Raw genomic sequence first — 25258 nt, 5'->3', positions numbered from 1 at the left:
CAGGCGGGCCGACCGGTGCGGATGGGTACCGGTCGGCCCGTCGTCGTGTCCGGTCAGCGCACCTGGTCCTGCGTCTCCGCCTGCTCCTCCCCGGCGGGCAGGCCCTCCGGACGGCGGCCCGGCGGCTGCTGCGGCTCGGGGCGCGCGGGCGCGGGGGGCATCGGCCGGTCCACCGGGGCGTCGGTGGTCACGGTCATCGGTTCCCCGTGGTGCAGCACGACCAGCGGTTCGCCTTCCACGAGCCGGTAACGCGCGTGGGAGGGGCCGATGTCCACCTTGAGCCTGCGTCCGCGTACCAGCACGGTGAACGCCACCCGGGACAGCGCTTCGGGCAGGCGCGGTGCGAACGCCAGCAGGTCGGGCTGTCCGTCCTCGCCGGTGTACCGGCGCAGCCCGCCGAATCCCGCGACCAGGGCGATCCACGTACCGGCGAGAGAGGCGATGTGCAGCCCGTCACGGGTGTTGTGCTCCAGATCGTCCAGGTCCATCAGTGCGGCCTCGCCGAGGTAGGCGTAGGCCAGCCGCAGATGCCCGGTCTCGGCGGCGAGCACCGCCTGGCAGCACGCCGACAGGGAGGAGTCGCGGACCGTGAGCGCGTCGTAGTAGGCGAAATTGCGCGCCTTCTCCTCGTCGGAGAAGAGGTGCGGGCACTCCATCATCGCCAGCACCAGATCGGCCTGCTTCACCACCTGCTTGCGGTACAGGTCGAAGTAGGGGTGGTGCAGCAGCAGGGGGTAGTTCTCGGGCGGGGTCGCCTCGAAGTCCCAGCGCTGGAGACTCGTGAACCCGGCCGACTGCTCGTGCACGCCGAGGGACTCGTTGTACGGCACCGCCATGCGGGCCGCGGCGTCCCGCCACACCGCGGTCTCCTCGTCGTCGACCCCGAGTTCGGCGGCCCGGTCCGGATGACGTGCGGCCACCGCCGCCGCGGCCAGCAGGTTCTGCCGGGCCAGCAGGTTGGTGTACAGGTTGTCGCGGGCGATGGCGCTGTACTCGTCGGGTCCGGTGACCCCGTCGATGTGGAAGACGCCTTCCGCGTCGTGGTGTCCGAGGGAGCGCCACAGCCGGGCGGTGTCCACGAGGAGGTCGAGTCCCTCACGGCGCTCGAAGTCGTCGTCCCCGGTCACCATGACGTACCGGACGACGGCCTGGGCGATGTCGGCGTTGATGTGGAAGGCGGCCGTGCCGGCCGGCCAGTAGGCGGAACTCTCGGTCCCGTCGATCGTCCGCCAGGGGAACGCCGCTCCCGACAGGCCGAGCTGACCCGCGCGTTCCCGGGCCGCCGGCAGCATCCCGTGCCGCCATCTCAGTGCCGACGCGACGGCCTCCGGCGAGGTGAACGTCAGGACCGGCAGCACGTAGGACTCGGTGTCCCAGAAGGAGTGCCCGTCGTACCCGGTACCCGTCAGGCCCTTCGCGGGGATGGCCCGGTTCTCCCCACGGGCCGCGGCCTGCAGCACGTGGAAGAGAGCGAACCGCACCGCCTGCTGGATCTGCGCGTCCCCCTCGACCTCGACGTCCGCACCGGACCAGAAGCGGTCCAGGTACGCCCGTTGCGCGGCGACCAGCCCGTCCCAGCCCGTGCTGACCGCCGCCGCCACCGCGCCGTCCACCTGATCGTGCACGGCCGGCAGCGAGCGCTCCCCCGACCAGCCGTAGGCCACGAACTTGACCAGCCGCAGCGGCTGCCCGGGCACCAGGTCCGCGGTCACCGTCAGACGGCTGACGTCGGGCTCGCTCTGCGCCGTCCAACGCGTGCTCTCGGGCCCCTCGACGAGGTGGTCGGCCGCTGCCGCCACCCGCAGTGCGCTGCGGGCGGTGCGATGCACGAGCCGCAGGCGGGTGTCCTGAGCGAAGTGCTCCTCGGCGGTCAGCGGGGACTCGATCGCCGCCGCCACCCGCGGGTCACCCCCGAGGCGGGGCAGTTGTTCGTTGGCGACCAGTTCGGACTGCACGGCCACCGTGGTCGGTCCGTCGACCGCCTCCACCTCGTACACGATCGCGGCCACCGCGCGTTGGGTGAAGGACACGAGCCGCTGTGCGGCGATCCGGACCGTGCGACCGCCGGGCGACGTCCACCGCACCGTGCGGCTCAGCACACCGGACTGGAAGTCCAGCACCCGCTCGTGCGCCACCAGGTGGCCGTAGCGCAGGTCGCACGGGTGGTCGTCGACCAGCAGCCGGATGACCTTGCCGTCGGTGATGTTGATCATCGTCTGGCCGGACTCGGGATATCCGTAGCCCGCTTCCGCGTAGGGCAGCGGATGCCGCTCGTAGACGCCGTTGAGGTAGGCGCCGGGCAGCCCGTGGGGCTCGCCCTCGTCGAGGTTGCCGCGCCATCCGATGTGCCCGTTGGACAGCGCGAACACCGATTCGCTCTGGGCGAGCACGTCCAGGTTCAGCTCGGTCTCGCGCAGGCACCACGGCTCGACCGTGAAGCTGGGATGGGTGATCACCGTGACTCCAGGAGTTCGGCCAGGTCACGGACGACGATGTCCGCCCCGTGCGCCCGGAGCTGATCCGCCTGGCCCACCCTGTCGACGCCCACGACCACGCCGAACCGTCCCGCTCGCCCGGCCTCGACGCCGGCCAGGGCGTCTTCGAACACCGCGGCCTCGTCCGGCTCCGTTCCGAGCCCGCGCGCCGCCTCCAGGTAGGTGTCCGGGGCGGGCTTGCCGCGCAGTCGGCGCTCGTGCGCCACCACTCCGTCGATCCGTTCCTCGAACAGGTCCTCGATGCCGGCCGCTGCCAGGACGTCCCGGCAGTTCGCGCTGGACGACACCACCGCGCAGCGCAGGCCGGCCTCCCGCGCCGCGTGGACGAAGCGGACCGAGCCCTCGTAGGGTTCCACCCCGTCCTCGCGGATCCGCCGCAGCACCAGGTTGTTCTTGCGGTTGCCCAGTCCGTTCACCGTCTCCGCCTCCGGCGGGTCGTCCGGCGTTCCCTCGGGCAGGTGCACCCCGCGTGCGGCGAGGAAGGTGCGCACGCCGTCCTCACGGGGCCGCCCGTCCACGTACTCGTCGTAGTCGTCCACCGCGTCGAAGGGCACGAACTCCGTCCCTTCGCGTGTCGCGCGCTCGCGGAGATAGCCGTCGAACATCTCCTTCCAGGCGACCGCGTGCACCTTCGCCGTCTGGGTCAGGACGCCGTCGAGGTCGAACAGACAGGCACGGACATGAGCAGGAAGCCCCAGCATGCCGCCGAGGCTAGGAGGCACCTGCGACCGCCCTCGTCAAGCCACCGTCCGGCACGCCGGAAGACACCCGTAAGGGGGATCCGCACGGTGGGCAAAAGGGGCCCCTAGCCAGTGGAAACGCCGGCCAGGGGCCCGTGCGGAGATCAGCCCGCGTCAGCCGTCGGACTCCGACGACGGGATGTAGGCGCCCGGTACGTCGTCCGGCGCGTAGATCCTGTTCTCGCCGGGGTACGGCTCGGCCCAGTTGTGCGTCTGGTACCAGGTGAGGTGGTTCAGCTGCGCGGGGTTCGCGTAGTCGGGCACGGCGTGGGGCCCGGTCAGCCGCTGCCTGGACTTCCAGTCCTCCCACCGGGCCGCGAGCTGCCGCATGGCCGACGGCACCTTCGAGGGCGGCACTGCCGCCGCCTGGGGGTCCTGCGGCGCGGGGGTGTCCACACCGCAGGAGGGCGGGGTCTTCAGACCATCGGTCAGCGAGGTCCGGTTGGGCAGCGCCGTGAACGGCGTGTGGTCCGGCTTCCTGGTGAACGCCCCGGCCATCGGGCTGGCCGCGCTGTCCTTCTGGTTCATCGGGTGGATCCCGAGGATCTGCTCGACGGTGCGGATCATCGTGATCTGCGAGTAGTAGTGGCTGTCGACGGTGCCGTGCCGGGCCCAGGGGCTGATGATCTGGATCGGGGCACGGTGACCGTCGACGTGGTCGAGTCCGGCCTGGGAGTCGTCCTCGACGACGAAGATCGCCGAGTCCTTCCAGTACCTGCTGTGCGAGATCTCGTCGACCATCCTGCCGACCGCGAGGTCGTTGTCCGCGACCTGGGCCGCCGGGCTCGCCGGACCACCGGTGTGGTCGTTGGAGAGCCAGAACATGTTCAGGTTCGCCGGCCCGTTCTTCTCGAAGTCCTGCTTCCAGATCTCGTACTTGTAGATGTCCGGGACACTGGTGTCGAACATCGGGAAGCCCGGCACCGACACGTCGTTGAGCGACGGGATCGCCGAGCCCGTCTGTATGGGGTAGGCGGTGCTCTGCCCGGTCGCGTCCATGTTCTTGGCGTCGCAGTACAGGTTCTGCCAGGACGCGCCGGCCGGCTTGCTCTCGATCGACTGGAACTCGCCGAAGTCCCGCACGGTCTTGCCCGCCGCCTGCGCACCGGTCCAGAGGAAGCCGGACCTCTGGTGGCCGAGAGCGTCGTTCTCGGTGTCGTAGCTGCGCGCGTACTCACCGGCCGAGGACTCGGTGTACTCCGGGTCGTCGGCCTGCATCAGCCAGTTGTGACCCTCGGCGGAGTTGGTGCCGATGTCGTAGGTGTTGTCGTACAGCCCGAACTGGTCGGCCAGCGCGTGCTGGTTCGGCGTCACGTTCTCGCCGAACTGCGTCACCGAGGGGTCGCCGTCGCCCTTCGCGATGTCGCCGAAGACCTGGTCGTAGGTCCGGTTCTCCTTGACGATCAGGAAGACGTGCTTGATCGTCGAGGGGTCGCCGAGCCGGCGCGGGACCGGGACCGGCTTGGCGTGGCTCTCGCCCTTGGCCGGCTTGACCGAGCCGGGGGTCCAGCCGTTCTGCTGGAAGACCTTGGCCGTCCGGGACCTGATGACGCTGTCGTCCGGGAGCGTGAAGCGCTGCACGCTGGACGTGGTGTCGTGGGTGCCGTGCCCGGCGCTGGTGGTGGGCCGGCGGGCGTCGATACCACGGGTGTTGGAGACCAGCACCTGCTTGCCGACGGTGGTGATCTCGGCGGGGAAGTAGTCCGTCGGGAGCAGGCCGACGTAACCGACCGGCTCCTGCGGGCTCTTGTACCGGTAGACGGCGACCGCGTTGGCGCGGCCGAGCGTCACCAGCAGGCGGCCGTCGTCGGTGAGCGTCACCGCGTTCGGCTCGTAGCCCACCGACGCCTCCGGCCACGGCCGGGTGTCGATGGTCTGTACGACCTCGTCCTTGCCGGTGTCGATGACCGACACGTCGTTGGTGGCGGTGTTGGTGACGAACAGCGCCTTGCCCTTGGCGTACAGGGCGGTGGGGTGCAGACCGACGTCGATGCCGGACGGGGCGGCCTCGGGGTTCGCCAGGTCGATGACGCTGACCGTGCCGGTGGTGGTGGCACCGGTCCTCGGGTCGGCCGGCACCTGGGTGCCGTACGAGTTCATGGTGGTGTCGCCGGGCCTTGCCGGGCGGCCGCCCTCGTTGCTGACGTAGAGCTTGTCACCGACCTGGACCATGTCGCGCGGGGCGTTGCCCACGGCCCAGCTCTGCTTGACGGCGCCGGTCGCCGCGTCGATGGCGACCACCCGGTTCTGGCCGTTGACCGCGGAGTACACGGTGAAGCCGTCGGACGAGAAGACCGCCTCGCCGACCAGGGCGTGCTTGGCCCCGTCCGCCGGGATCTTGACCGCCACCGGATCGGTGACCGTGCCGTCCGGGTTCACCGTGAACCTGGTGTAGCCGTCGGTCTGGCCGAGCCACAGCTGCTTTCCGTCGGGCGAGTACGTGGGGCCTTCCTGTCCCACGCTGTTGCTGCCGATGCGCGGGACCGACGACGCGGCGGTGCCGACGACCTGCTGCACCTTCCAGTTCTGCACGTCGACGATGGCCAGCGCGCTGCCGCCGTCGGTGACCGAGGCCGCGAGGTGGGTGCCGTCCGGGCTGACGGAGGACGACATGATCTTGCCGTTGTCGATGACGAGGCGGTCGCCGTACGGGGCGATGTACTGGTCGCTGGAGATGACCTGGCCCTGGTCGGTGGTCTCGCCCACCTGATCGGTGCCGAACTGGTGTGTCTGGGCGTACCCGATGCCGGCGGTGACGGCGAGGACGACCGCGGTGGCGGCTGCCGTGAGGGTGCTTCGGCGACCGGTCCGTCTGCCGAGGACGTCCCCCTCGGCACTCCGGCGGTGGCGGGTTACCTGCATGGAGTCACTCCTTCGAGGTGCGGAGAAGCTCGACGTTGCCGTCGAACTGCCAGAGCGGGTTCGGTGCATCGCCGGTCGAGGTCCGGACCAGGAAGTAGCCGTTCACTTCCTTCGGTCCGTCGCCGTCGGCCATGAACCGCCCGTCCGGGGTGACGTCGAGCTGGTAGACGGCCGTGCCGGCGGCCTCGACGCCGGGGAGATGCCAGGAGACGACGCAGCGCCAGTCGTTGCCCGGTCCCTCGGCGGCGACCCTGATGCTGCCCTTGTCGCACGCCGCCGTGGCCTTCAGCTGCGCTTCGGTGACGGCGGGGCGGTGGAGCTGCTCCGTCTGCCTGCGATAGAGGTGGGCGAACGCGGTGGCGAGCGAGCGCTGCACCTTGTCCTGTTCGATGCCGGAGCCCGTGGCCCCGGTCGTCGCGGCGACGATCGCGACGGTCACCGCGACCACCCCCGCCAGCGGCAGGACCCCGGCGGTGACCGCGCGGCGCCCGGATCCGTCGTAGCCGGCGTCGGTGAAGTCGCGCCGCACGAAGAGCGCGTAGGCCGGCACCGTCGCCGTCACCGTCCACACCAGGCTGACCACGATGCCGATGAGGAGCGGGCGGAGCTGTGCCGGGCTGGTGAACAGGCCGTTCCAGGCGATGAAGGCGTAGCCGGGCAGGGAGAGTCGTACGACGGCGGGGAGCGGCAGCATCTGGGCGAGCTGCATGCCGAGCCCGACGACGGCGGGCAGCAGCAGTCCCGTCGGGGAACGCCCCAGTGTGACGGAGCCGAGCAGTCCGATCGCGGCGAGGGCCAGCGTCGGTGCGAGTACGCAGACCCAGGCGAGCACGACCTTGCCCGCCGCGTCCCCCGGCGTCAGCAGATGGCCGTCGAGGCCGACCAGTGGCTGGTTGCCTACGGCCAGGAGACCGCCGACCACACTGGAGCAGGCCAGCCCGGCCACGAGCAGCAGGAGGACGGTGAGGCTGGCCAGCGCCTTCGCCACGAAGATCCGTCTGGCCGACCGGACCACGACGAGCAGGTGGCGCCAGGTGCCGAGCCGGTCCTCGGAGGCGAACACGTCGCCGGCGACCAGCGAGGTCAGCAGCGGGAGTGCCCAGGTGCCCGTGAAGCCGAGCATGACCAGCGGTCCGGCCCATCCGGTGGCGTGCATCCAGCGGCCGAAGAGGGTGTCGACGGGCAGTGTGCTCTGCCGGCTCACCGCGGCGACGAAGAGCCCCGGCGCGATCCAGCAGGCGAGGACCAGCAGGCGGATCCGCCACTGCGAGACCAGCTTGACCAGCTCGAAGCGGTAGGCGCGCGGAACCGAGACGGGGCGGGCGGTGGCCACGATGTCGCCGGCGGCGGTCGCGGTCATCGGCCGGTCTCCTGCGGCTCGGTGAGGGCGAGGAACGCGGCTTCGAGCGGCGAGACCACGGGGGCGAGCTCGCGCAGCGCGATGCCCGCGTGCACGAGGCGCACCACCAGTTCGTCCAGGGCGGGCACCAGCGCGCGCACGACGAGCGCTTCCGTGTCCTGCCGTGCCCCGGTGCCGTCGGTGATCCGGATCCCGGCGGCGTCGGCAGCCAGCCGGCGGGCGGCCTGCGGGTCGGAGGTGAGCAGCCGGTAGTCGAGTTCACGGTTCTCGGCGGCCAGCTTGCTCAGCGGGCCGGAGAAGACGACCCGTCCGGTGGCGACGACGGTGACGTCGGAGCACAGTGCCTGGAGGTCGTCCATGCGGTGGCTGGAGAGCACGACGCTGGTTCCGTCCGCCGCGAGCCGGGTGAGGACACCGTGCACGTGCTTCTTGCCCGCCACGTCGAGGCCGTTGGACGGCTCGTCCAGTACGAGCAGCCGGGGCTTGGTGAGCAGGGCCGCGGCGAGCCCGAGCCGCTGACGCATGCCGAGGGAGAAGCCACGGGCCTGGTCGTCGGCGACATCGGTGAGCCCGACCTGTTCGAGCACCTCGTCGACCCCCGCCGTCCGCGCGTCGCGGCCACGGAGGGCGGCCAGCGCGGCGAGGTTCTGCCGGGCGGTGAGCGAGGGGTAGAGACCGGGCCCGTCCACGAAGCCGGCGACGCCGTCAGGAGCGGTGAGCGCCCGCTGGACCGGCGTACCCAGGATTTCGAGGCGGCCACTGTCGGCGACGGCCAGGCCCAGCAGCAGCCCGAGCAGTGTCGTCTTGCCGGCGCCGTTCGGCCCGACCAGACCGTGGATCTGTCCCTGCGCCACATCCAGATCGACACCGTCGAGCGCGACGACGTCCCCGAAACACTTGGTGATCCCGCGAGCCCGGACTGCGAGGAGTGCGTCCATGGGTCCCTTCTTCCGAAACCTTCAGGGACCCTAGGGACGGCACACGACGCGGGCACAGACGGACGGTTGAACGTCCAGGGAACGGATCGTCAAGGCGTCGGCAAGTCCGGGTGCACAAAAGGGCAGGCATCGAGCCAGACTTGGGCACCTCGGGGAGGCACCGAGCCCGGGTGGCTCCGAAGCTCGACTCCGGGCAGGCCGAACGGAACGCTATCGTCCGCGCCGGCGCGCGCCGCGGTTCACCGCGCGCCTGATGCCGAAGGAGTCGCCGAGGCGACGTGCGCCGCCGCCGGTCGCGTAGATCACGGAGCGGCATCCAGGACGCCGTTACGGCCTGTTCCCGGTTCCACATCGGAACTGGGAAGATCAGGCGAACCGGGAAGCTCGCGCAGCGTACGCAGCGGTGAGAGGAACACCGGCAGGACGGCGAGGAGTTCGCCCAGTACGCCGACCCACATGGCCTGTCGGACGCCGATGCTCTGCCCGAGCACGCTCCCGATGAGCGCGCCGACCGGCATCGAACCCCACACCACGAAACGGTTCGTGGCCGTCATGCGGCCGAGCAGCGGCTTCGGGCACACCTGTTGCCTGATCGACACCGAGTTGATCTTGAATGTCATGAAGCAGATCCACCCAAGACCTTGGAGGACGACGGCGACGGCGAACCGCCAGTCGGCCCGGTACATCGGCAGCGCCAGCATCCACAGCACCCCGCTCGTGATCACCGACGCGCACATCGCCCGACCCCGACCCACCCGGTCGGCGATCCGCACCGTGAGCAGACTGCCGAGCAGACCGCCCGCGGCCTCCGCGGTGAACACCAGGCCGCAGAGGAAGGGGGACAGCCCCAACTGGCCGTTGAGCAGCACCAGCAGCATGGACGCGCCGATCGTGCCGCACATGTTGGAGATTGCCCCGGTGAGCGTGAGCGCCCGCAGCAGCGGGTGGCCGAAGACGAAGCGCAGCCCCTCGCCGATCTCGGCCCGCAGGCTCGCGTCCGCACGGACCGGAGGCTTCGCCTCGGCCCGGCGGATGCGGGACAGGAAGAGCGCCGAGCCCACGAACCCGACGGCGTCGACGACGACCGCGACGGGCGCTGACAGGGCTCCGACCAGCGCACCGCCCGCGCCGGGTCCGCCCACCTGGACGATGCTGCGGCTGGCCTCCAGCTTGACGTTGGCCTCCATCAGCTCTGCGTCGTCCACGAGTTGGGGCAGATAGCTCTGGTGAGCCACGTCGAAGAAGACCGTGCACACGGACACGCCGAAGGCCACCCCGTACAGCTGAGGAAGCGTCAGGACGTCGAGTCCGTACGCCACCGGGACCGAGCCCAGCAGGGCCGCACGGCACACAGAGCCCACCACCATCACACGGCGGCGGCGCATCCGGTCCACCCAGGCCCCTGCGGGCAGCCCGATCACAAGGAAGGCCAGGTACTCGAACACCACGAGCAGACCGGCCTCGAAGGGGGTGGCGTGCAGCGGGCCGATGGCGATGAGCGGAAGTGCCACGAGCGTGACGGCGGCGCCGGTCTGGCTCGCCGCGTCGGCCGCCCAGAACCTGCGGAAGTCGGCGTGCAGGAACAGTCCGGAGGAGGCGTATCGGCCCAGGCCGGAGGAGAGGAGGGACATGGCTGCCAACATCACCAATGGGAGGCCGACGCCACCATTGTTTTAGTCTGGGCGAAATCCTCGGGACATCGGGGACGGGCGGACCGGCGGGGGGATGGGCATGGGGACGGTGCGGTTCGGCGTGCACGACGTGGTCAACATCAGGTTCGCGATATCACCACTGGGCGAGGCCGTCGCCGCCTTCCGTGCCGCCCTCGACCCCGGGCGGCACGCCGTCCACCTGCCCTGGCTGCGGCCGGCCGTGGCTCTGCTCGGGGACCGCGACCTCGCCCGGCGCACGGCGCCGCTGGCCGACTTGGCCCGCCGCGGACCCCTACCGGACGCGCTGACGCCCCCTCCGCGCTGCCCGCTGTCCGAGTTCGAGGAGGAGCTCGCCAGAGCACCGGTCGACGCGGAGCTCGCCGAGGCCGTACGCGCCTGGTGGCGGGCGGCCGTCGCACCGCACTGGCCGCGCATGCGGGCCCTCCAGGAGGCGGACATCGCGCACCGGACGCGTCAGCTCGCCGAGGACGGCATCCAGGAGGTGTTCGCCCACCTCCACCCGACTCTGAGCTGGGAGGGTGACCGCTTGACTTCACCCCAACTCCGGCACCACCGCAGTGACTTCGAGGGCGTCGAGCTCGGCGGCACCGGGGTCACGCTGGCGCCCACCGTGTTCGGGGCCGAGTGCCGTCTGCTGGCCGGAGACGGGGTGACGCCGCCCGCCCTCGTCTATCCCGCGCGGGCGCTCGGCACGCTGTGGGAGCGGCGCGACCCCGCCGGTGACGGTCTCGCCCGGCTGATGGGCCGCAGCCGTGCCCGCCTCCTCGCGCACACCAGCTCGCCCAGCACGACGACCCAGCTGGCCGCCCGAACCGGGCTGAGCCCGGGCGCGGTCTCCCAGCACCTCGCCGTCCTGCGCGACGCCGGACTCGTGACGAGCCACCGCTACCGGCGCGAGGTGCACTACACGGCGAGCGACCTCGGCACGGCGCTGCTGCGCAGCCCATGAGCCGAAGGAAAGCTCGCGCGAACCGCGCCCAGCCGCAGCGCCCTCGCCTGTGTCTGTGCCTGCGCCTGTGCTTTTGCCTGTGCCGCAGAAGCTGTGCGGCGAGGCCAGGCTCCGCCTCTCCCCCAGCCTGCTCGCCCACCGCGCCACCTTGCCTTCAGCAGGCGCCGACCGGCCCGTTACTCGTACCGGTACTTCAGCGAATCCGCCTCCGCCCGCTCGATGTCAGCGATCGTCAGCTCCGGCATACGCAACTGGGCCAGCGTCACCTCCGCCGAGGTCGGCTGGGCGTCCGCCGACAGCCACTGCTCCGGCTTCCAGGCCCCGCTGCGCAGAAGCGACTTGGGGCAGTGCGGGTAGACCTCCTCGATCCCCACCACCAGCGCACTGGCCGGCGGCTTGCCCACGGCGGTCAGCTGCGACAGCAGCTCCGGGCGGGTGGAGACGCAGGCCCGGCCGTTCACCCTGAGCGTCGTGGTGCGCCCCGGGATGACGAACAGCAGCCCGGCCCGTCCGGTGGCGATGACGTTCTGCAGGGTGTCCAGACGCTTGTTGCCGGTCGCGTCCGGTATCGCCACCGTCCGTGCGTCCAGGACGGCAACGAACCCGGCGGGGCCGCCGCGCGGGGAAACGTCACAGCTGCCCTCGGCGTCCGCACTGGCGACCAGGACCAGCGATGAGCAGCCGATCAACCGCCGGGTCTCCTCGGTGAGTTCGGTCATCTGCTTGCGTATGGCCGTCTCCTTGGGCAGTTCGTAGACCCGGCGCAACGCGTCCTGGTCGGGCACGGCGTCGAGGCGGAGCGAGTCGAAGGCACTGCCGGCAAGGGATGTCGTCATGTCACCGACCCTAATGGGCCGACCTGCTACTGATCTCGGTCGGTAAGCGCGGGGACATGACGACGGTCGCGTCGGGGGGACCGCTGCTGCGGTGTCAGTCCCCTGAAGTATCCTTCCCGCCACCGCACACCGCCTGGGAGGACCAAGAGAATTGACTGACCTGTCTGCTTTCCCGCTGCCCTTTCACGCCTCCCGTTCCATATCGTTCGCGACACCCCGAACGCTGCGGGAACTTCAGATGATGCAGTGCAGCTCACACATCCGGGCGAAACCGGGATGGTTCGACAAGATGAACGATGCCGACATCGTCGCCAGGTGGACACAAGAAGCGGTCGCTCAGGGTCTCACCGAAGCGCAGGTTCGTTACGTGCTTGCGGAACTCGCACATTACGCCGCACTGCGGGACGGACGAACCGGCATCGAGGTGTCCGCCGTCGATGGGGTGTGGCAGTCGGACACGCTGGTCGACGAAAAGCTCAGATCCCGGCTGTGCGAGGCGGTTCGGGTTCTGGAAGAGGTCCCCGAAGCAGAAAAGGACTGGCATCCCGGGTCCGACGGCCAGGTGCTGGATTTGGTTCATCCCTCACTGTTCTGCCTCGTGAGAGAGGTGAGCGGCGCGCCCGAGCGGGCTTGGCAGAACCCGACGGACCGCTACTCGAAGTACGAATTCTCGGAGAAGTTCCAGTGGCTGCCCACGGACGTCGACGTCAGCGAGGACGGCGATGTCGCCTTCCGTTCGTACGTCAACAACGTCCACCCCGAGACTCACCGCGAACTCGCCTCTGTCCTGCCGGACTTGTTCGCACGCTTTCGCCCGCTGCTGGAGAACGTGCTCACCGATCTGCGCCATCCGCGTCCCCTGCGGATCGAGGCCGATCCTTACGGGTGGTACGACTCGGAGCCGGAGTATCCGGACAAATCCTCCTACAGTGATGATGAGGCCTACGCAGAAGCCGTCCGCGCATGGGAAGAGGCCCAGGACGACTGGTGGGAAAACCGCCGCCCGGTCATCCCGGACGCCCCGGCCTTCACCCCGCCCGAGCTGCCCGATGAATCCGCCCGAGTCGACCTGCGCGGCCGCCGTCTCCAGGTCATCGTCAAGCTCGCCACCATTCATCTCACCCCGGACAAGCCCGAGTATCCCGGCGGTTCCTGGCATGTCGAGGGGATGTTGAACGAGCGGATCGTCTCGACCGGCATCTACTACTGGGACAGCGAGAACATCACCGAAAGCCGACTGAGTTTCCGGGCGGCACTCGACGACCCGCACTATGAGCAGAACGACGACAACGGTGTGCGCGATGTCTACGGCCTGGAGAACGAAGACGCACTGAACCAGGTACTGGGATCGGCGTCGACCCCAGCGGGCCGCTGCCTGGCGTTCCCGAACATCCTGCAACACCGCGTCGGATCGTTCCGCCTCATGGATCCCACCCGTGCGGGACATCGCAAAATTCTCGCGTTCTTTCTGGTCGACCCTTCGGAAAACATCGTCTCGACGTCCGACGTGCCACCGCAACAACCGTGGTCCGACACCTCGACCATGACGCTCGAACAAGCCAAGAACTACCGCGAACAACTCATGCAAGAACGCAAGTTCTTCGTCGACGAACACAACGAGCAGCTCTACGAACGAGAATTCTCCCTCTGCGAGCACTGAAACCTCTTCCGCCCTGAACACGTGCAAGTCAGGAGGGCGGGGACGGCCTGGACGACGTCGCTGCGGCGGGTGGAGCATCTGACCCGCCGGAGCACTCCTGGTAGTGCGCGTCGTCCCCGCCGAACACCAGGAATGATGGCCCAGGCCGATGCCGACGAGGACCTGGCCTGGCCCGTGGCGGATTGCCCACGAAGATCCACCTCGCGGCCGATGCCCGCTGTCGGCCTCTGGCGTTCGTTCTCGCCGCCGGACAGGCCGGACTCCCCATCGCTGGCACGACGGACTGCTCCGCCGCCTCGACTACAGCCGCGTGGTCATCTCCTCAACGGGCGCGACCTGCACCTCACCGAGGCCGAGCGCCAGGTCGTAACGGGCCTCTGCGCCCCCTCGCGCTGGAAGCGGGGCACTGCTCAGAAGCAGTCCGCGGGCATGTCGAGGGTGGTGCGATCGAGGCTCTCCAGCAGCGCGAACTGAGCCTCGGTCCTGGGCAGTTCGTACCGGAAGAAGTACTGAGCCGCCCGGCGCTTGCCCTCGTAGAAGGCGCCGCTGCGTCCGGCGGCGGCCAGCATCTGCTCCAGCCACATCCAGGCCACCACGACGTGTCCGACGGCCTCCAGATAGATCGAGGCGTTGGCGAGGGCGGTCTCGGCGTCCCCGGCCTCCCACAGGCGCCGCGTCACGGCGGCGACGCGGGCGACGGAGGCGTCCAGCCGCCGTCCGAAGCCGGCGATCTCGTCGTCCGCGGTCGCCGCGCGGGCGGTCGTCGTGGAGACGGTCTCGATGAGCAGGCGGAGCCCCGCACCGCCGTCCATGACGACCTTTCGGCCCAGCAGGTCGAGGCCGTGGACGCCGTGCGTCCCCTCGTGGATGGGGTTCAGGCGGTTGTCCCGGTAGAACTGCTCGACGTTGTACTCGCGGGTGTAGCCGTAGCCGCCGTGGACCTGGATGGCCAGGTGGTTCGCCTCCAGGCACCACTGGGAGGGCCAGCTCTTGGCGATCGGGGTGAGCATGTCCAGCAGGAGCCCGGCCCTGGCCCGCTCGTCGGCCGTCGGGGCGGTGCGCTCGTCGTCCAGCAGCCGCCCGCAGTACAGGATGAGAGCCAGCGCGCCTTCGACATACGACTTCTGGGCGAGGAGCATGCGCCGGACATCGGGATGCCCGACGATCGGGATCTGGGGGGTGGTGGCGTCCTTGGCCGTGAGCGGGCGCCCCTGGGGCCGGGTGCGCGCGTAGTCCAGGGCGTGCAGGTAGCCGGTGTAACCGAGCGCTGTGGCGCCGAGTCCGACGCCGATGCGGGCCTCGTTCATCATGTGGAACATGTAGGACAGTCCGCGGTGGGGCTCCCCGACCAGGAAGCCGACGGCACCGGGGGCCCCGCCGGGCCGGAAGGCCCCCTCACCGAAGTTCAGCAGCGTGTTGGTCGTCCCTCGGTACCCCATCTTGTGATTGAGGCCGGCCAGGGCGACGTCGTTGCGCTCGCCGAGCGTCCCGTCGGCCTCCACCAGGACCTTGGGGACGATGAAGAGCGAGAGTCCCTTCACCCCGGGCGGTCCGCCGGGGATCCTGGCCAGGACCAGGTGGACGATGTTCTCCGTCAGTTCGTGGTCGCCACCCGAGATCCACATCTTGTTGCCGAACAGGCGGTAGGTGCCGTCGTCGGCCGGTTCCGCGCGGGTGCGCACATCAGCCAGCGAGGAGCCCGCCTGCGGTTCCGACAGGCACATGGTCCCGGAGAAGCGGCCCTCGACCATCGGCCGGACATAGGTGTCGATCTGGCCGGGGGTGCCGTGGGCCAGCAGCAGGTTCGCGTTGCCGATGGTGAGGAAGGGGTAGGCGGCCGTTCCCACGTTGGCTGCCTGGAACCAGGCGAAGCAGGCGTTGGCCACCACGCCGGGCAACTGCATGCCGCCCACCTCGTGGTCCATGCCCCCGCCGATCAGCCCGGCATCGGCGAAGACCTTCAGGGCCTCTTCGACTTCGGGGATGATGTGCACCCGTTCGCCGTCGAAGCGCGGCTCCTGGGTGTCGTTCTTCTTGTTGTGCGGGGCGAAGTGCCGGGTGGCGATCGTCTCGCTGAGGTCCAGTACCGCGTCGAAGGTTTCGCGCGAGTGGTCGGCGAAGCGGGGGCGCGCGGCCAGGGATTCGACGTCGAGCCACTCGTGCAGCAGGAAGTCGAGGTCTCGGCGGGAGAGCAGGAGGGAGGCCATGGTGTTCTTCTTCTCGTGTTCGGGTTGCTTGTGCGAGGGGAGGGGGAGTTGTCGCCGGCCGGTCAGACCGTGGTGCCGAGGCCGCCGTCGACGGGGATGACGGCGCCGGTGACGTAGGCGCCCGCACGGCTGGCCAGATAGACGGCGACGCCCGCCATGTCGTCCGGCCGCCCGATCCGGCGCAGCGGAGCCGCCTCGGCGATCGCCTCGCCCATGGCGTCCAGGGTCGCGGCCATCATCTTCGACTCGAAGGGGCCGGGCGCGATGGCGTTCACCGTGATGCCCTGGGGCCCGAGCTCCTTGGCCAGGACGCGGGTCAGGTGGTGCAGGCCCGCCTTGCTTGCCGCGTAGGAGTAGGCCGAAACCGGGCTGACGTGCAGGCCGTCGATGGACCCGACGTTGATGATCCGCACAGGGTCCTCCGCCGACCCGCCGGCGCGCAGCTGCGGCAGGAGGGCCTGGGTGAGCAGGAAGGGGCTGCGCAGATTGAGGTCCATCACCTTGTCCCAGCCGCTGACCGGGAATTCGTCCAGGGGCGCGCCCCAGGTGGCGCCGGCGTTGTTCACCAGGATGTGCAGCCGCTCCTCCCGCTCGCCGATGTCCGCGGCGAGTCGGTGGCACTCCTCCTCGCGCGACAGGTCGGCGGGCAGGGCGACCGCCTGGCCGGAACCGGAGAGCCCGCGCACGGCCTCCTCGCAGGCTTCCGCCTTGCGGGAGCTGACGTAGACCTTGGCCCCCGCTTCGACCAGGCCCCGGGCGATCATCAGACCGATGCCACGGGAACCGCCGGTCACGAGGGCGGTTTTCCCGGAGAGGGAGAACAGTGAGCTCACGGTGGACTCCTGAGGTGGGAGGGCGGCCGGGCAGGCTGTCCCCGCCGCACACTGGATACTAAGCAGTCGCTTAGATGTTGGCCAAGCCCTGCACCCACGGAACCCGGTTGGTTTGGCTCACGAATTGTGTGAGAGGCATTGACGCCGTTCACCGGTTCTCTCATTATCCACTTTGCTCGACACTTCGACCCTTGTTCGATATAGCGAACACTCAGAACCGCTTGCTCAAGGATGACGAGGTCCCCATGCGCAGAAGAAGGTTCAGCCGCAGGCGTCTGCCTGTGGTGCTCGCCGCCGCGGTCGCGGCCCTGGTCTCGTTGGCGGCGATGCTCGTCGCCAGTCCGGCTCAGGCTGCCACCAGCGGTGCTTTACGCGGTGTTGGTTCCGGCCGGTGTCTCGATGTGCCGGGCGCCGGCCAGGCCGACGGCACGTTCCTGCAGATCTGGGACTGCACGGGCGGGACCAACCAGCAGTGGACGTTGACGGACAGCAACCAGCTGACCGTGTACGGCAACAAGTGCCTGGATGTCCCGGGCCACGCCACCACGGCCGGGACCAAGGTGGAGATCTGGTCCTGCCACGGCGGGGCGAACCAGCAGTGGCGGGTGAACTCCGACGGCACGGTCGTCGGCGTGGAGTCCGGGCTGTGCCTGGACGTGTCGGGCGGCGCCACGGCCAACGGCACGGCGGTGCAGCTCTGGAACTGCACCGGCAACAGCAACCAGAAGTGGACCGGCCTGTCCGGAGGGGGCAGCACGTGTTCCCTTCCGTCGACGTACCGGTGGACGTCGACGGGTGCGCTGGCGCAGCCGGCCAACGGGTGGAACTCGCTGAAGGACTTCACCAACGTGGTCTACAACGGCAAGCACCTGGTCTACGGCTCGAACGTGTCCGGGGGGACGTCGTACGGCTCGATGGCGTTCAGTCCCTTCACGAACTGGTCGGACATGGCGTCGGCCGGCCAGACCGGCATGAGCCAGTCCGCGGTGGCGCCCACGCTGATCTACTTCGCGCCCAAGAACATCTGGGTGCTGGCCTCCCAGTGGGGTGCCTCGCCCTTCATCTACCGCACCTCCAGTGACCCCACCAACCCCAACGGCTGGTCCTCCCCGCAGACGCTGTTCACCGGCAGCATCCCGGGCAACGGCCCGCTCGACCAGACGCTGATCGCCGACGACAAGAACATGTACATGTTCTTCGCCGGCGACAACGGCAACATCTACATGTCGAGCATGCCGATCGGGAACTTCCCGGGCAGCTTCGGCTCGTCGTACACGACGGTCATGAGTGACACGGTGAAGAACCTGTTCGAGGCGCCGGAGGTCTACAAGGTCCAGGGCCAGAACCAGTACCTCATGATCGTCGAGGCTCGCGGTGCGAGCGAGCAGCGCTACTTCCGCTCCTTCACCGCCACCAGCCTGAACGGTCCGTGGACCCCGCAGGCCGCCACCGAGTCCAACCCCTTCGCGGGCAAGGCCAACAGCGGCGCCACCTGGACCAACGACATCAGCCACGGCGACCTGGTCCGCAACAACCCCGACCAGACCAAGACCATCGACCCCTGCAACCTGCAGTTCCTCTACCAGGGCCTGAACCCCGCCGCCGTCACCCCGGGCATGCCCTACAACGAGTTGCCCTGGCGGCCGGGCGTGCTGACCCTGCAGCGCTGACCCGCCCGGTCGGCAGTGATCGCGACGTGGCGCGGTCCGCCGACGCGTAGACGAGCGGTTCACGGCGTGGGCGACTCCATCTGCTGACCGACACTCACCACCTTGAGGAACCCCAGCCGCGCGTCGGCTGGGGCTCCTCTCTTCGTGGCCTTTCATCGGGGGTCCGGACCGAAGCGCTATGACGCCACCGGAGATCCGCTTGCCGGCCGCGGCGTGCCGTGAATTCCGCAAGCTGCATCCGCATCGCCGCAGTCACCGGCCAGGCGCTCCGGTGGTGGGTGAGACGAGCTTCACCCAGCTCGCCGAAGGGGTGTGAGCCAGTCGAGACGGGGAAGACCGCTGCCAGACCGACGTGGCCGGCGGCGACAACGTGTCCGAGACCACCGTCCGCCGCTGCGCGACGAGCTGGGCACCCTGCTTGCCGCGCAGGCCCCACGCCTGGACGGCTCCGTCCTTCAGCCTGCCGCAGGCGTGCCGGAGTGGAGCCAGGATCGTCCTGGCTCCACTCCATGGTGCGGGCGTGTCACTGGAACTGTGCGAAGAACCTCCAGATCTCTGCCTTGGTCCACGTGGCGACGCCGCTCTCGTTGGGGGAGCCGTCGACCGGACCGGGTATGTGGTCTCCGTCGAACGCGGCCCACTGGACCGGGTATCCGGCACGGCAGCCCGCGTAGGTGGTGGTGATGTGCGTTCGGCTGCCCGGCGTGGGCTCGCGCGGGCTCTGGGGGGTGCAGCCGTTGTTGCTGACGAACTTGTCGCGCAGGGACCGTCCTTGCGCGATGTTGAGGACGGAGTCGCTGATGCCGTGGATTCCGAAGTAGGCGATGGGCTGGGCGCCGCCGCTGCACCCGCTGATCTGGGCGCCGGACATGACCGCGACGGCCCTGAAGACGTTGGCCCGGGAGCATGCGAGTGCGTAGCTCATGCCGCCGCCCCAGCTGAATCCCGTGGCGAAACGCTGTGCCGGGTTGACACAGAGGCCGCCCTCGATGCGCCGGATCATGTCGTCGACGAAGGTGACGTCCTCACCGTCCGTATTGGCCCAGCCGTTGCCGAGGCCCTGGGGGGCGACGAGGATCGCGCTGTTGTTCGACTGTTCCTGCTGGCCGTAGTAGGACCAGGCGGTCCCGCTCGTGCCGCCCGAGGCGACGTCGGCGGCGGTTCCGCCCCGCCAGTGGAATGCGAAGATCAGACGGTAGGGGTGGCCGTTGTCGTAGTTGGCGGGAACCCTGAGGATGAAGCTGCGGCTCTTGCCGCCGCTCTGGATCGTGTGCGTACCGCTCGCCAGAGTCGGGGCGCTGCCGCATCCGCCGCCACCGGACGACAGCTTGATCATCTGCCACTGCTGGTTGGCGCCGCCCCAGTCGGTGTACTGGACGACGCTGCCGCCGTCGGCGGTGGAGGCGCCCTGCACCTCCACCGCCTTGCCGCTGGTGCGGTTGATCAGCCGGACGTGGCCCGCGTCGGAGTCGGCCAGGCGGAACTGCTGGTTGGCCCCGTTGTGGTCGGCCCACTGCTGGATCGCGGCACCGTCTGCGGTCGAGGCGCCGGCCACGTCGAGAACCTTGTCCGAATGCCGGGCCTTGAGGCGGTAGAAGCCGCCGCCGGAGTCCACGAACTGCCACTGCTGGTTGGGTCCGTCGTTACGCGTCCACTGGCCGACCCGCGCGCCGTCGGCGGTGGACGCGCCAGAGACGTCCAGCGCCTTGCCGCTGTTGCGATTGACCAGGACGTACCAGGCATGGGTGTCCACCGTCGCGGCCTCGGCGGGCGCCGTCGTCGCCCGGGCGGGCCCGGTCATCGCCGCGGCGAGCATGCCGATCGCGAGGGCCGCCGCCACCACGGCGGCGACCCGGGACCACCAGCGATGCCTTCCTGGAAGGACGAGGGAAGCGGCACCGTAGGCCGTCATCGATTCACCCTTTCATGTGTGGCAGGCCTCATCAGGCGCGGCTCCAGCGCTGGTTGCTGCCGCCGGAGCAGGAGTAGAGCTGGATCAGGGTGCCGTTGGCGGTGCCGGCTCCGACGGCGTCGAGGCAGAGGCCGGACTGGACGCCGACGATGGAACCGTCGGAGTTCAGGCGCCACTTCTGGTTGTCGCCGCCCCAGCAGCTGTAGATCTGGGCCTTGGCGCCATTGCCGGTGCCGGCGGCGTCCAGGCACTTGTCGCCGTAGACCCTGAGCTCGCCGGCGGCGGTGTACGTCCACTGCTGGTTGGTGCCGCTGTTGCAGTCCCACAGCTGGAGCTGGGTGCCGTCGGCGGTGCCGGCACCGGGCACGTCCAGGCAGCGGCCCGAACCGACGCCCTTGATCTGTCCGCCATCCGCAGGGGGCGTCGTGGAGCCGCCGCCGTTGAGTGCGTTGAGGACGGCGGTGTAGGCAGGCTTCTTGCTGCCGTCGCCGTTGAACAGCAGCGGCGTGTCCCCCGATCGCCAGGAGTCGGTGTCGCGTACACCCCAGACGGTGATGCCAAGGCAGCGCGAGACGGCCAGACAGTCGTTGGTCACGTTGGCGTAGGTCGAGGCCGAGGCGCCCTGGATGTCCAGTTCGGTGATGGCCACGTCGACGCCGAGGGCCGCGAAACTCTGCAGAGTGGTACGGAAGTTGCTGTCGTAGGGGCTGCCGCTGTTGAAGTGCGACTGGAAGCCGACGCAGTCGATCGGCACGCCGCGCTGCTTGAAGTCACGGACCATGGCGTACACGGCCTGGGTCTTGGCCCAGGTCCAGTTCTCGATGTTGTAGTCGTTGTAGCAGAGCTTGGCGGCCGGGTCGGCGGCGCGCGCGGTGCGGAAGGCGACCTCGATCCAGTCGTTGCCGGTGCGCTGCAGGTTGGAGTCGCGCCGGGCTCCCGAACTGCCGTCGGCGAAGGCCTCGTTCACCACGTCCCACTGGGCGATCTTGCCTTTGTAGTGGCCCATCACGCCGTTGATGTGGTCGATCATCGCCTGGCGCAGCGAGCTGCCGCTGAGGCTCTGCATCCAGCCGGGCTGCTGGGAGTGCCAGGCCAGGGTGTGACCGCGCACCCGCTTGCCGTTCTGCACCGCCCAGTTGTAGACACGGTCGCCGGCGCTGAAGTTGAACTGGCCCCGCTGCGGCTCGGTGGCGTCGATCTTCATCTCGTTCTCGGCCGTCACCATGTTGAACTCACGGTTCGCGATCGTCGTGTACGCCGAGTCGCCCAGCCTGCCCGAGGCGATGGCGGTGCCGAAGTAACGACCGCTCTGCGCCGCCGCGGCGCCGAGCGTGCTCTCGGCGGCATGGGCCCTCGGCGGCGCGACCAGTGCACCGACCACACAGAGGACGCCGACGAACAGCGCCAGCAGCAGACCGCGGAGCTTTTGACGGACGGCGGGTGGGGGGAGGGCATACGAGCCCATGACTGTGCCTCCAGGGTAGAAATCACGGAAGGACTGAACGGCAGGACTGAACGGGAGGACAGAAGCGCAGGGGATTGCGTAGTCCGCTCCCATTCGGGCGGCGGCCGTGATGCGACACAGGCATGGGGGTACTCCATCGCGGCTCAGCCGGGGGACCGCCACGCGGCGTCGCGCGCATCTCCCACTGCGCGAAGAGCCAGGATGCGCTGGCGCGAACCTCACCGGAACGAAAACGGGGTGGTGCGGGTGCTGCGGTGCGCGGATCTGTCGTGCGACACGGATCACTCAGGTGGCCATTGTTCGCAATCTCGAATCGTGACCGGTGTCTCAGACAGGGATGATTGAGGGATTGACGGTGGATCGTCAATACTCCTCACAGGAGAAGTTTCCGATCCATCCCCGAAACTTTCGAAGCGCACCGGGCCCCCTGGAGCGAACGGCTCGACCTGCCGCGCCAAGAAGAAGCGCTGTTTATGGACAGATCGGTGACAGGCCTTGACCGGGAGGCCCTCACATTCCTAACTTGTGGCGCCGAAGAGTCGGAGTTGTTTCCGCAAGTTTCGCCGACCCACAGAACTGACAGGCAGCCGGGAGACCCGGCCGTCAGCTGGGACGGCTGACGGCCGGAGACCCTCTCCTCTCGCGCCAGGGCGAAGCGCTCCGGCTTGAGCGCCCAGAGCACCGACTCTTCGGCATATGCGGTCGCCTTCGCACCTCTCCAGTCCCCAGAAAAGGAGGCCCCTCTGATGTGGTCTCGCCGTCCGTCCCCGCTCCGCCTGAGACGCCTACTCGCCGTCCTTGCGCCCTTGCTGCTCGTGGCTGCCTTCCTCGGTGCCCAGCCCGCCGGCGCGGCGACCGTCGACTCCAACGCCTGGTATGTGCTGGTCAACCGCAACAGCGGCAAGGCCTTGGACGTCTACAACCTGGCGACCGATGACGGCGCCCGCGTCACCCAGTGGACCAGGAACGATCAGAATCAGCAGCAGTGGCAGTTCGTCGACTCCGGAGGCGGCTACTACCGCATCAAGTCCCGCCACTCCGGCAAGGTCCTGGACGTCCACAACTGGTCCACCGCGAACGGCGGTTCGATCGTCCAGTGGGCCGACCTGAATGGCACCAACCAGCAATGGCGGCTGGCCGACAGCTCGGACGGCTACGTGCGGTTCATCTCGCGCCACAGCAACAAGGCCCTCGAAGTGCAAGGTGCCTCCACCGCGGACAACGCGAACGTCGTCCAGTACGACGACTGGGGCGGCACCAACCAGCAGTGGCAGCTCGTCAAGGTCGGCGGCGGCAACCCCGGCCCGTGCGATCTTCCTTCGTCATACCGCTGGACATCAACGGGCGCGCTGGCGCAGCCCAAGCCGGGGTGGGCCTCGCTCAAGGACTTCACCGTCGTCCCCTACAACGGCAGGCAACTCGTCTATGCGACGACACACGACACAGGGACGCGCTGGGGTTCGATGAACTTCGGCCTGTTCACCAACTGGTCGGAGATGGCCTCGGCCGGCCAGAACACGATGTCTGCTTCCACCGTCGCGCCCACGCTCTTCTACTTCGCACCGAAGAACATCTGGGTGCTCGCCTACCAATGGGGTGGGACCGCGTTCTCCTACCGGACGTCGAGCGACCCCACCAACCCGAATGGCTGGTCATCCGAGCATGTGCTCTTCTCCGGAAGCATCTCCGGCTCCGGAACCGGCCCCATCGACCAGACGCTCATCGCTGACGGGACGAACATGTACCTGTTCTTCGCCGGCGACAACGGCAAGATCTACCGGGCCAGTATGCCGATCGGGAACTTCCCCGGCAGCTTCGGCACGAACTCGGCAGTGGTCATGAGCGACACGACGAACAACCTGTTCGAAGCCCCGCAGGTCTACAAGCTCCAGGGCCAGAACCGCTACCTCATGCTCGTCGAGGCGATCGGCTCGCAGGGCCGCTACTTCCGCTCGTTCACAGCCACCAGCCTGAACGGCTCATGGACACCCCAGGCCGCGACCGAGAGCAGTCCCTTCGCCGGCAAGGCCAACAGCGGCGCCACCTGGACCAACGACATCAGCCACGGCGAACTGATCCGCACCAGCCCTGATCAGACCATGACCGTCGATCCCTGCAATCTGCAGTTGCTCTACCAGGGACGCAGCCCCGACTCCGGCGGCGACTACGGCCTCCTCCCCTACCGTCCGGGCCTGCTGACACTGCAGCGCTGACGGCGTGACACGGCCTCCGGCTCCGGCGTGGAGCCGGCATGGCGGGCTCGGCGGAAGGCCGAGCCCGCGGGCGTCACGCGACAACGCCAGGACGCATACGACGACGGAACGCGGGGCCGAGCGACGCCCAGCAGGGTTGGAGCCGTTGAGTGAGAAGCCGTTCGTCGTTCGCCCTGCCCTGCGCGGGACTTCTCCGCCCAGGAGCCGGCCTCGGCAGCACCACCGTGGCGTCCAGCCGGCCGAGGGGGCGGACGACCTCGCCTCCGCATCACACCGAAAGACATCCCTGACAGAAGAGGACACCTGTATGAGAAAGTCCTGGATCTCAACCCTGACCATGCTCGTCGCCGCCGCGCTCGGGTTGACGGCGACCGGGGCAGCTCCCGCCTCGGCCGCCTCCAATACGCCCTTACGGGTCATGCCGTTGGGTGACTCCATAACCTGGGGAGTAGGAAGCAGCACGGGCAACGGCTACCGGGGGCCGTTGTGGGACAAGCTCGCGGCGGACGGCCATCCGCTGGACTTCGTGGGCACGTTGCGGGGCGGTTCGATGTCCGACCCCGACAACGAGGGCCACTCCGGATACCGCATCGACCAGATCGCCGCACTCGCCGACGCCTCCCTGACCCGCTACCGCCCCAACGTCGTGACGCTGCACATAGGCACCAACGACCTCCAAGGGGCCTCCGAGGTCGACACCGCCATCGCCCGGCTGAGGTCGCTGGTCAACCAGGTCACCGCGGACGTCCCCGACGCAACCGTCCTGGTCGCCTCCCTGGTCGTGTCCACCAGCGCCTCGGAGGAGCGGTTCCGGGGCGCGTACAACCAGGCCATCCCCCGCATCGTGAGCGACGCGCAGTCCGCGGGCAAGCACGTCGCATACGTCGACATGAGCAGCCTGACCACGGCCGACCTGGCCGACCCCCTGCATCCCAACGACGCGGGCTACCGGAAGATGGCCGACGCCTTCCACCGCGGCATCCAGGCCGCGGACAGCGCCGGCTGGCTGAGGAACCCCGTGCCCGCCGCTGCGAGCGTGCAGTCCGGCATCGCCGGCAAGTGCCTGGACGTCAACGGCGCGGGCACCGCCGACGGGACCGCCGTCCAGATCTGGGGCTGCGGCGGCAGCACCAACCAGCTCTGGTCCGCCTACACCGACGGCACCCTGCGCTCCATGGGCAAGTGCCTCGACGCCGCCGGCTGGGGTACGGCCAACGGCACCAAGGTGCAGCTCTGGTCCTGCCACGGCGGCGCCAACCAGGTCTGGCAGCCTTACAACGGCGGCTACCGCAACCCCGCCTCCGGCCGCTGCCTCGACGTTCCGGGGTACTCCACGGCCGACGGCACACAGGTCCAGCTGTGGGACTGCACCGGCGGCGCCAACCAGAAGTGGACCACTCTCACCGCCGGTTGACCCCCACTCCCGGGACCTGGACACACCCGCG

16 protein-coding genes and 1 pseudogene are annotated in these 25258 nt (G+C 69.2%); 6 read left to right on the top strand and 11 right to left on the bottom strand.

Translation table 11 applies throughout. The annotated features are described in order from the left end of the window. Positions 1 to 53: 53 nt before the first annotated feature. From ABZ937_RS19495 to ABZ937_RS19470, 6 genes are all read right to left on the bottom strand, one after another. A complete protein-coding gene (locus tag ABZ937_RS19495; RefSeq protein ID WP_361693363.1) occupies positions 54 to 2456 on the bottom strand; it encodes a glycosyl hydrolase family 65 protein in 2403 nt (800 codons plus the stop codon). Further along, entirely contained in the window at positions 2453 to 3196 is a 744-nt protein-coding gene (locus ABZ937_RS19490; RefSeq protein WP_361693361.1) for a beta-phosphoglucomutase family hydrolase, read from the bottom strand. The genes ABZ937_RS19495 and ABZ937_RS19490 overlap by 4 nt, the downstream gene beginning before the upstream one ends. Before the next feature lie 153 nt (positions 3197 to 3349). Further along, positions 3350 to 6097, bottom strand: a complete 2748-nt coding sequence (locus ABZ937_RS19485; protein ID WP_361693360.1) for an alkaline phosphatase family protein — start codon at positions 6095 to 6097, stop codon at positions 3350 to 3352. Between the two features lie 4 nt (positions 6098 to 6101). Beyond that, the gene (locus ABZ937_RS19480) at positions 6102 to 7457 is read right to left on the bottom strand and encodes an ABC transporter permease (protein WP_361693358.1); all 1356 of its coding nucleotides are present in this window, start codon (positions 7455 to 7457) and stop codon (positions 6102 to 6104) included. Then, positions 7454 to 8395 carry an ABC transporter ATP-binding protein gene (locus ABZ937_RS19475; protein ID WP_361693356.1) on the bottom strand — a complete coding sequence of 314 codons (942 nt, stop codon included), beginning with the start codon at positions 8393 to 8395 and terminating at the stop codon, positions 7454 to 7456. Before ABZ937_RS19475 ends, ABZ937_RS19480 begins: the two co-directional genes overlap by 4 nt. Before the next feature lie 302 nt (positions 8396 to 8697). Then, positions 8698 to 10026, bottom strand: a complete 1329-nt coding sequence (locus ABZ937_RS19470) for an MFS transporter (protein WP_361693354.1) — start codon at positions 10024 to 10026, stop codon at positions 8698 to 8700. A gap of 100 nt (positions 10027 to 10126) precedes the next feature. On the opposite strand from ABZ937_RS19470, the gene ABZ937_RS19465 reads away from it, so the two are divergent. Continuing rightward, positions 10127 to 11017, top strand: a complete 891-nt coding sequence (locus ABZ937_RS19465) for an ArsR family transcriptional regulator (protein WP_361693352.1) — start codon at positions 10127 to 10129, stop codon at positions 11015 to 11017. A gap of 176 nt (positions 11018 to 11193) precedes the next feature. Here ABZ937_RS19465 and ABZ937_RS19460 read toward each other — a convergent pair whose 3' ends face one another. After that, a complete protein-coding gene (locus ABZ937_RS19460; protein WP_361693350.1) occupies positions 11194 to 11853 on the bottom strand; it encodes an MSMEG_1061 family FMN-dependent PPOX-type flavoprotein in 660 nt (219 codons plus the stop codon). Positions 11854 to 12004: 151 nt separating this feature from the next. Between ABZ937_RS19460 and ABZ937_RS19455 the strand changes: the two genes are divergently transcribed. Next, entirely contained in the window at positions 12005 to 13513 is a 1509-nt protein-coding gene (locus ABZ937_RS19455) for a DUF4246 domain-containing protein (protein WP_361693348.1), read from the top strand. 164 nt (positions 13514 to 13677) lie between these two features. After that, positions 13678 to 13773: pseudogene (locus ABZ937_RS19450) on the top strand (IS5/IS1182 family transposase); the annotation flags it as partial. A 150-nt stretch (positions 13774 to 13923) separates the two neighbouring features. On the opposite strand, the gene ABZ937_RS19445 reads toward ABZ937_RS19450, so the two are convergent. Beyond that, positions 13924 to 15720: an acyl-CoA dehydrogenase gene (locus tag ABZ937_RS19445; protein WP_361693346.1), complete on the bottom strand. Its 1797-nt coding sequence runs from the start codon at positions 15718 to 15720 to the stop codon at positions 13924 to 13926. Positions 15721 to 15782: 62 nt separating this feature from the next. Next, the gene (locus ABZ937_RS19440; protein ID WP_361693344.1) at positions 15783 to 16553 is read right to left on the bottom strand and encodes an SDR family oxidoreductase; all 771 of its coding nucleotides are present in this window, start codon (positions 16551 to 16553) and stop codon (positions 15783 to 15785) included. Between the two features lie 245 nt (positions 16554 to 16798). Here ABZ937_RS19440 and ABZ937_RS19435 point away from each other — a divergent pair, with 245 nt between their 5' ends. After that, the gene (locus ABZ937_RS19435) at positions 16799 to 18223 is read left to right on the top strand and encodes a non-reducing end alpha-L-arabinofuranosidase family hydrolase (RefSeq protein ID WP_361693342.1); all 1425 of its coding nucleotides are present in this window, start codon (positions 16799 to 16801) and stop codon (positions 18221 to 18223) included. 523 nt (positions 18224 to 18746) lie between these two features. On the opposite strand, the gene ABZ937_RS19430 is transcribed toward ABZ937_RS19435, so the two are convergent. Together ABZ937_RS19430 and ABZ937_RS19425 are read right to left on the bottom strand one after the other, a co-directional pair. Beyond that, positions 18747 to 20066, bottom strand: a complete 1320-nt coding sequence (locus ABZ937_RS19430) for an RICIN domain-containing protein (protein ID WP_361693535.1) — start codon at positions 20064 to 20066, stop codon at positions 18747 to 18749. Between the two features lie 100 nt (positions 20067 to 20166). Next, the gene (locus ABZ937_RS19425; RefSeq protein ID WP_361693340.1) at positions 20167 to 21600 is read right to left on the bottom strand and encodes an endo-1,4-beta-xylanase; all 1434 of its coding nucleotides are present in this window, start codon (positions 21598 to 21600) and stop codon (positions 20167 to 20169) included. 746 nt (positions 21601 to 22346) lie between these two features. Here ABZ937_RS19425 and ABZ937_RS19420 point away from each other — a divergent pair. Together ABZ937_RS19420 and ABZ937_RS19415 are read left to right on the top strand one after the other, a co-directional pair. Then, positions 22347 to 23813 carry a non-reducing end alpha-L-arabinofuranosidase family hydrolase gene (locus tag ABZ937_RS19420; RefSeq protein ID WP_361693338.1) on the top strand — a complete coding sequence of 489 codons (1467 nt, stop codon included), beginning with the start codon at positions 22347 to 22349 and terminating at the stop codon, positions 23811 to 23813. 307 nt (positions 23814 to 24120) lie between these two features. Continuing rightward, on the top strand, positions 24121 to 25227 hold the full coding sequence (locus ABZ937_RS19415; protein ID WP_361693336.1) for a ricin-type beta-trefoil lectin domain protein: 1107 nt from the start codon (positions 24121 to 24123) through the stop codon (positions 25225 to 25227). Positions 25228 to 25258 lie beyond the last annotated feature (31 nt).

The organism is Streptomyces sp. NPDC046727 (genome assembly GCF_040645635.1).
Taxonomy (GTDB): domain Bacteria; phylum Actinomycetota; class Actinomycetes; order Streptomycetales; family Streptomycetaceae; genus Streptomyces.
Note: the sequence above shows the minus strand (reverse complement) of the source record. Positions and strands in the feature narration are given on the sequence as shown.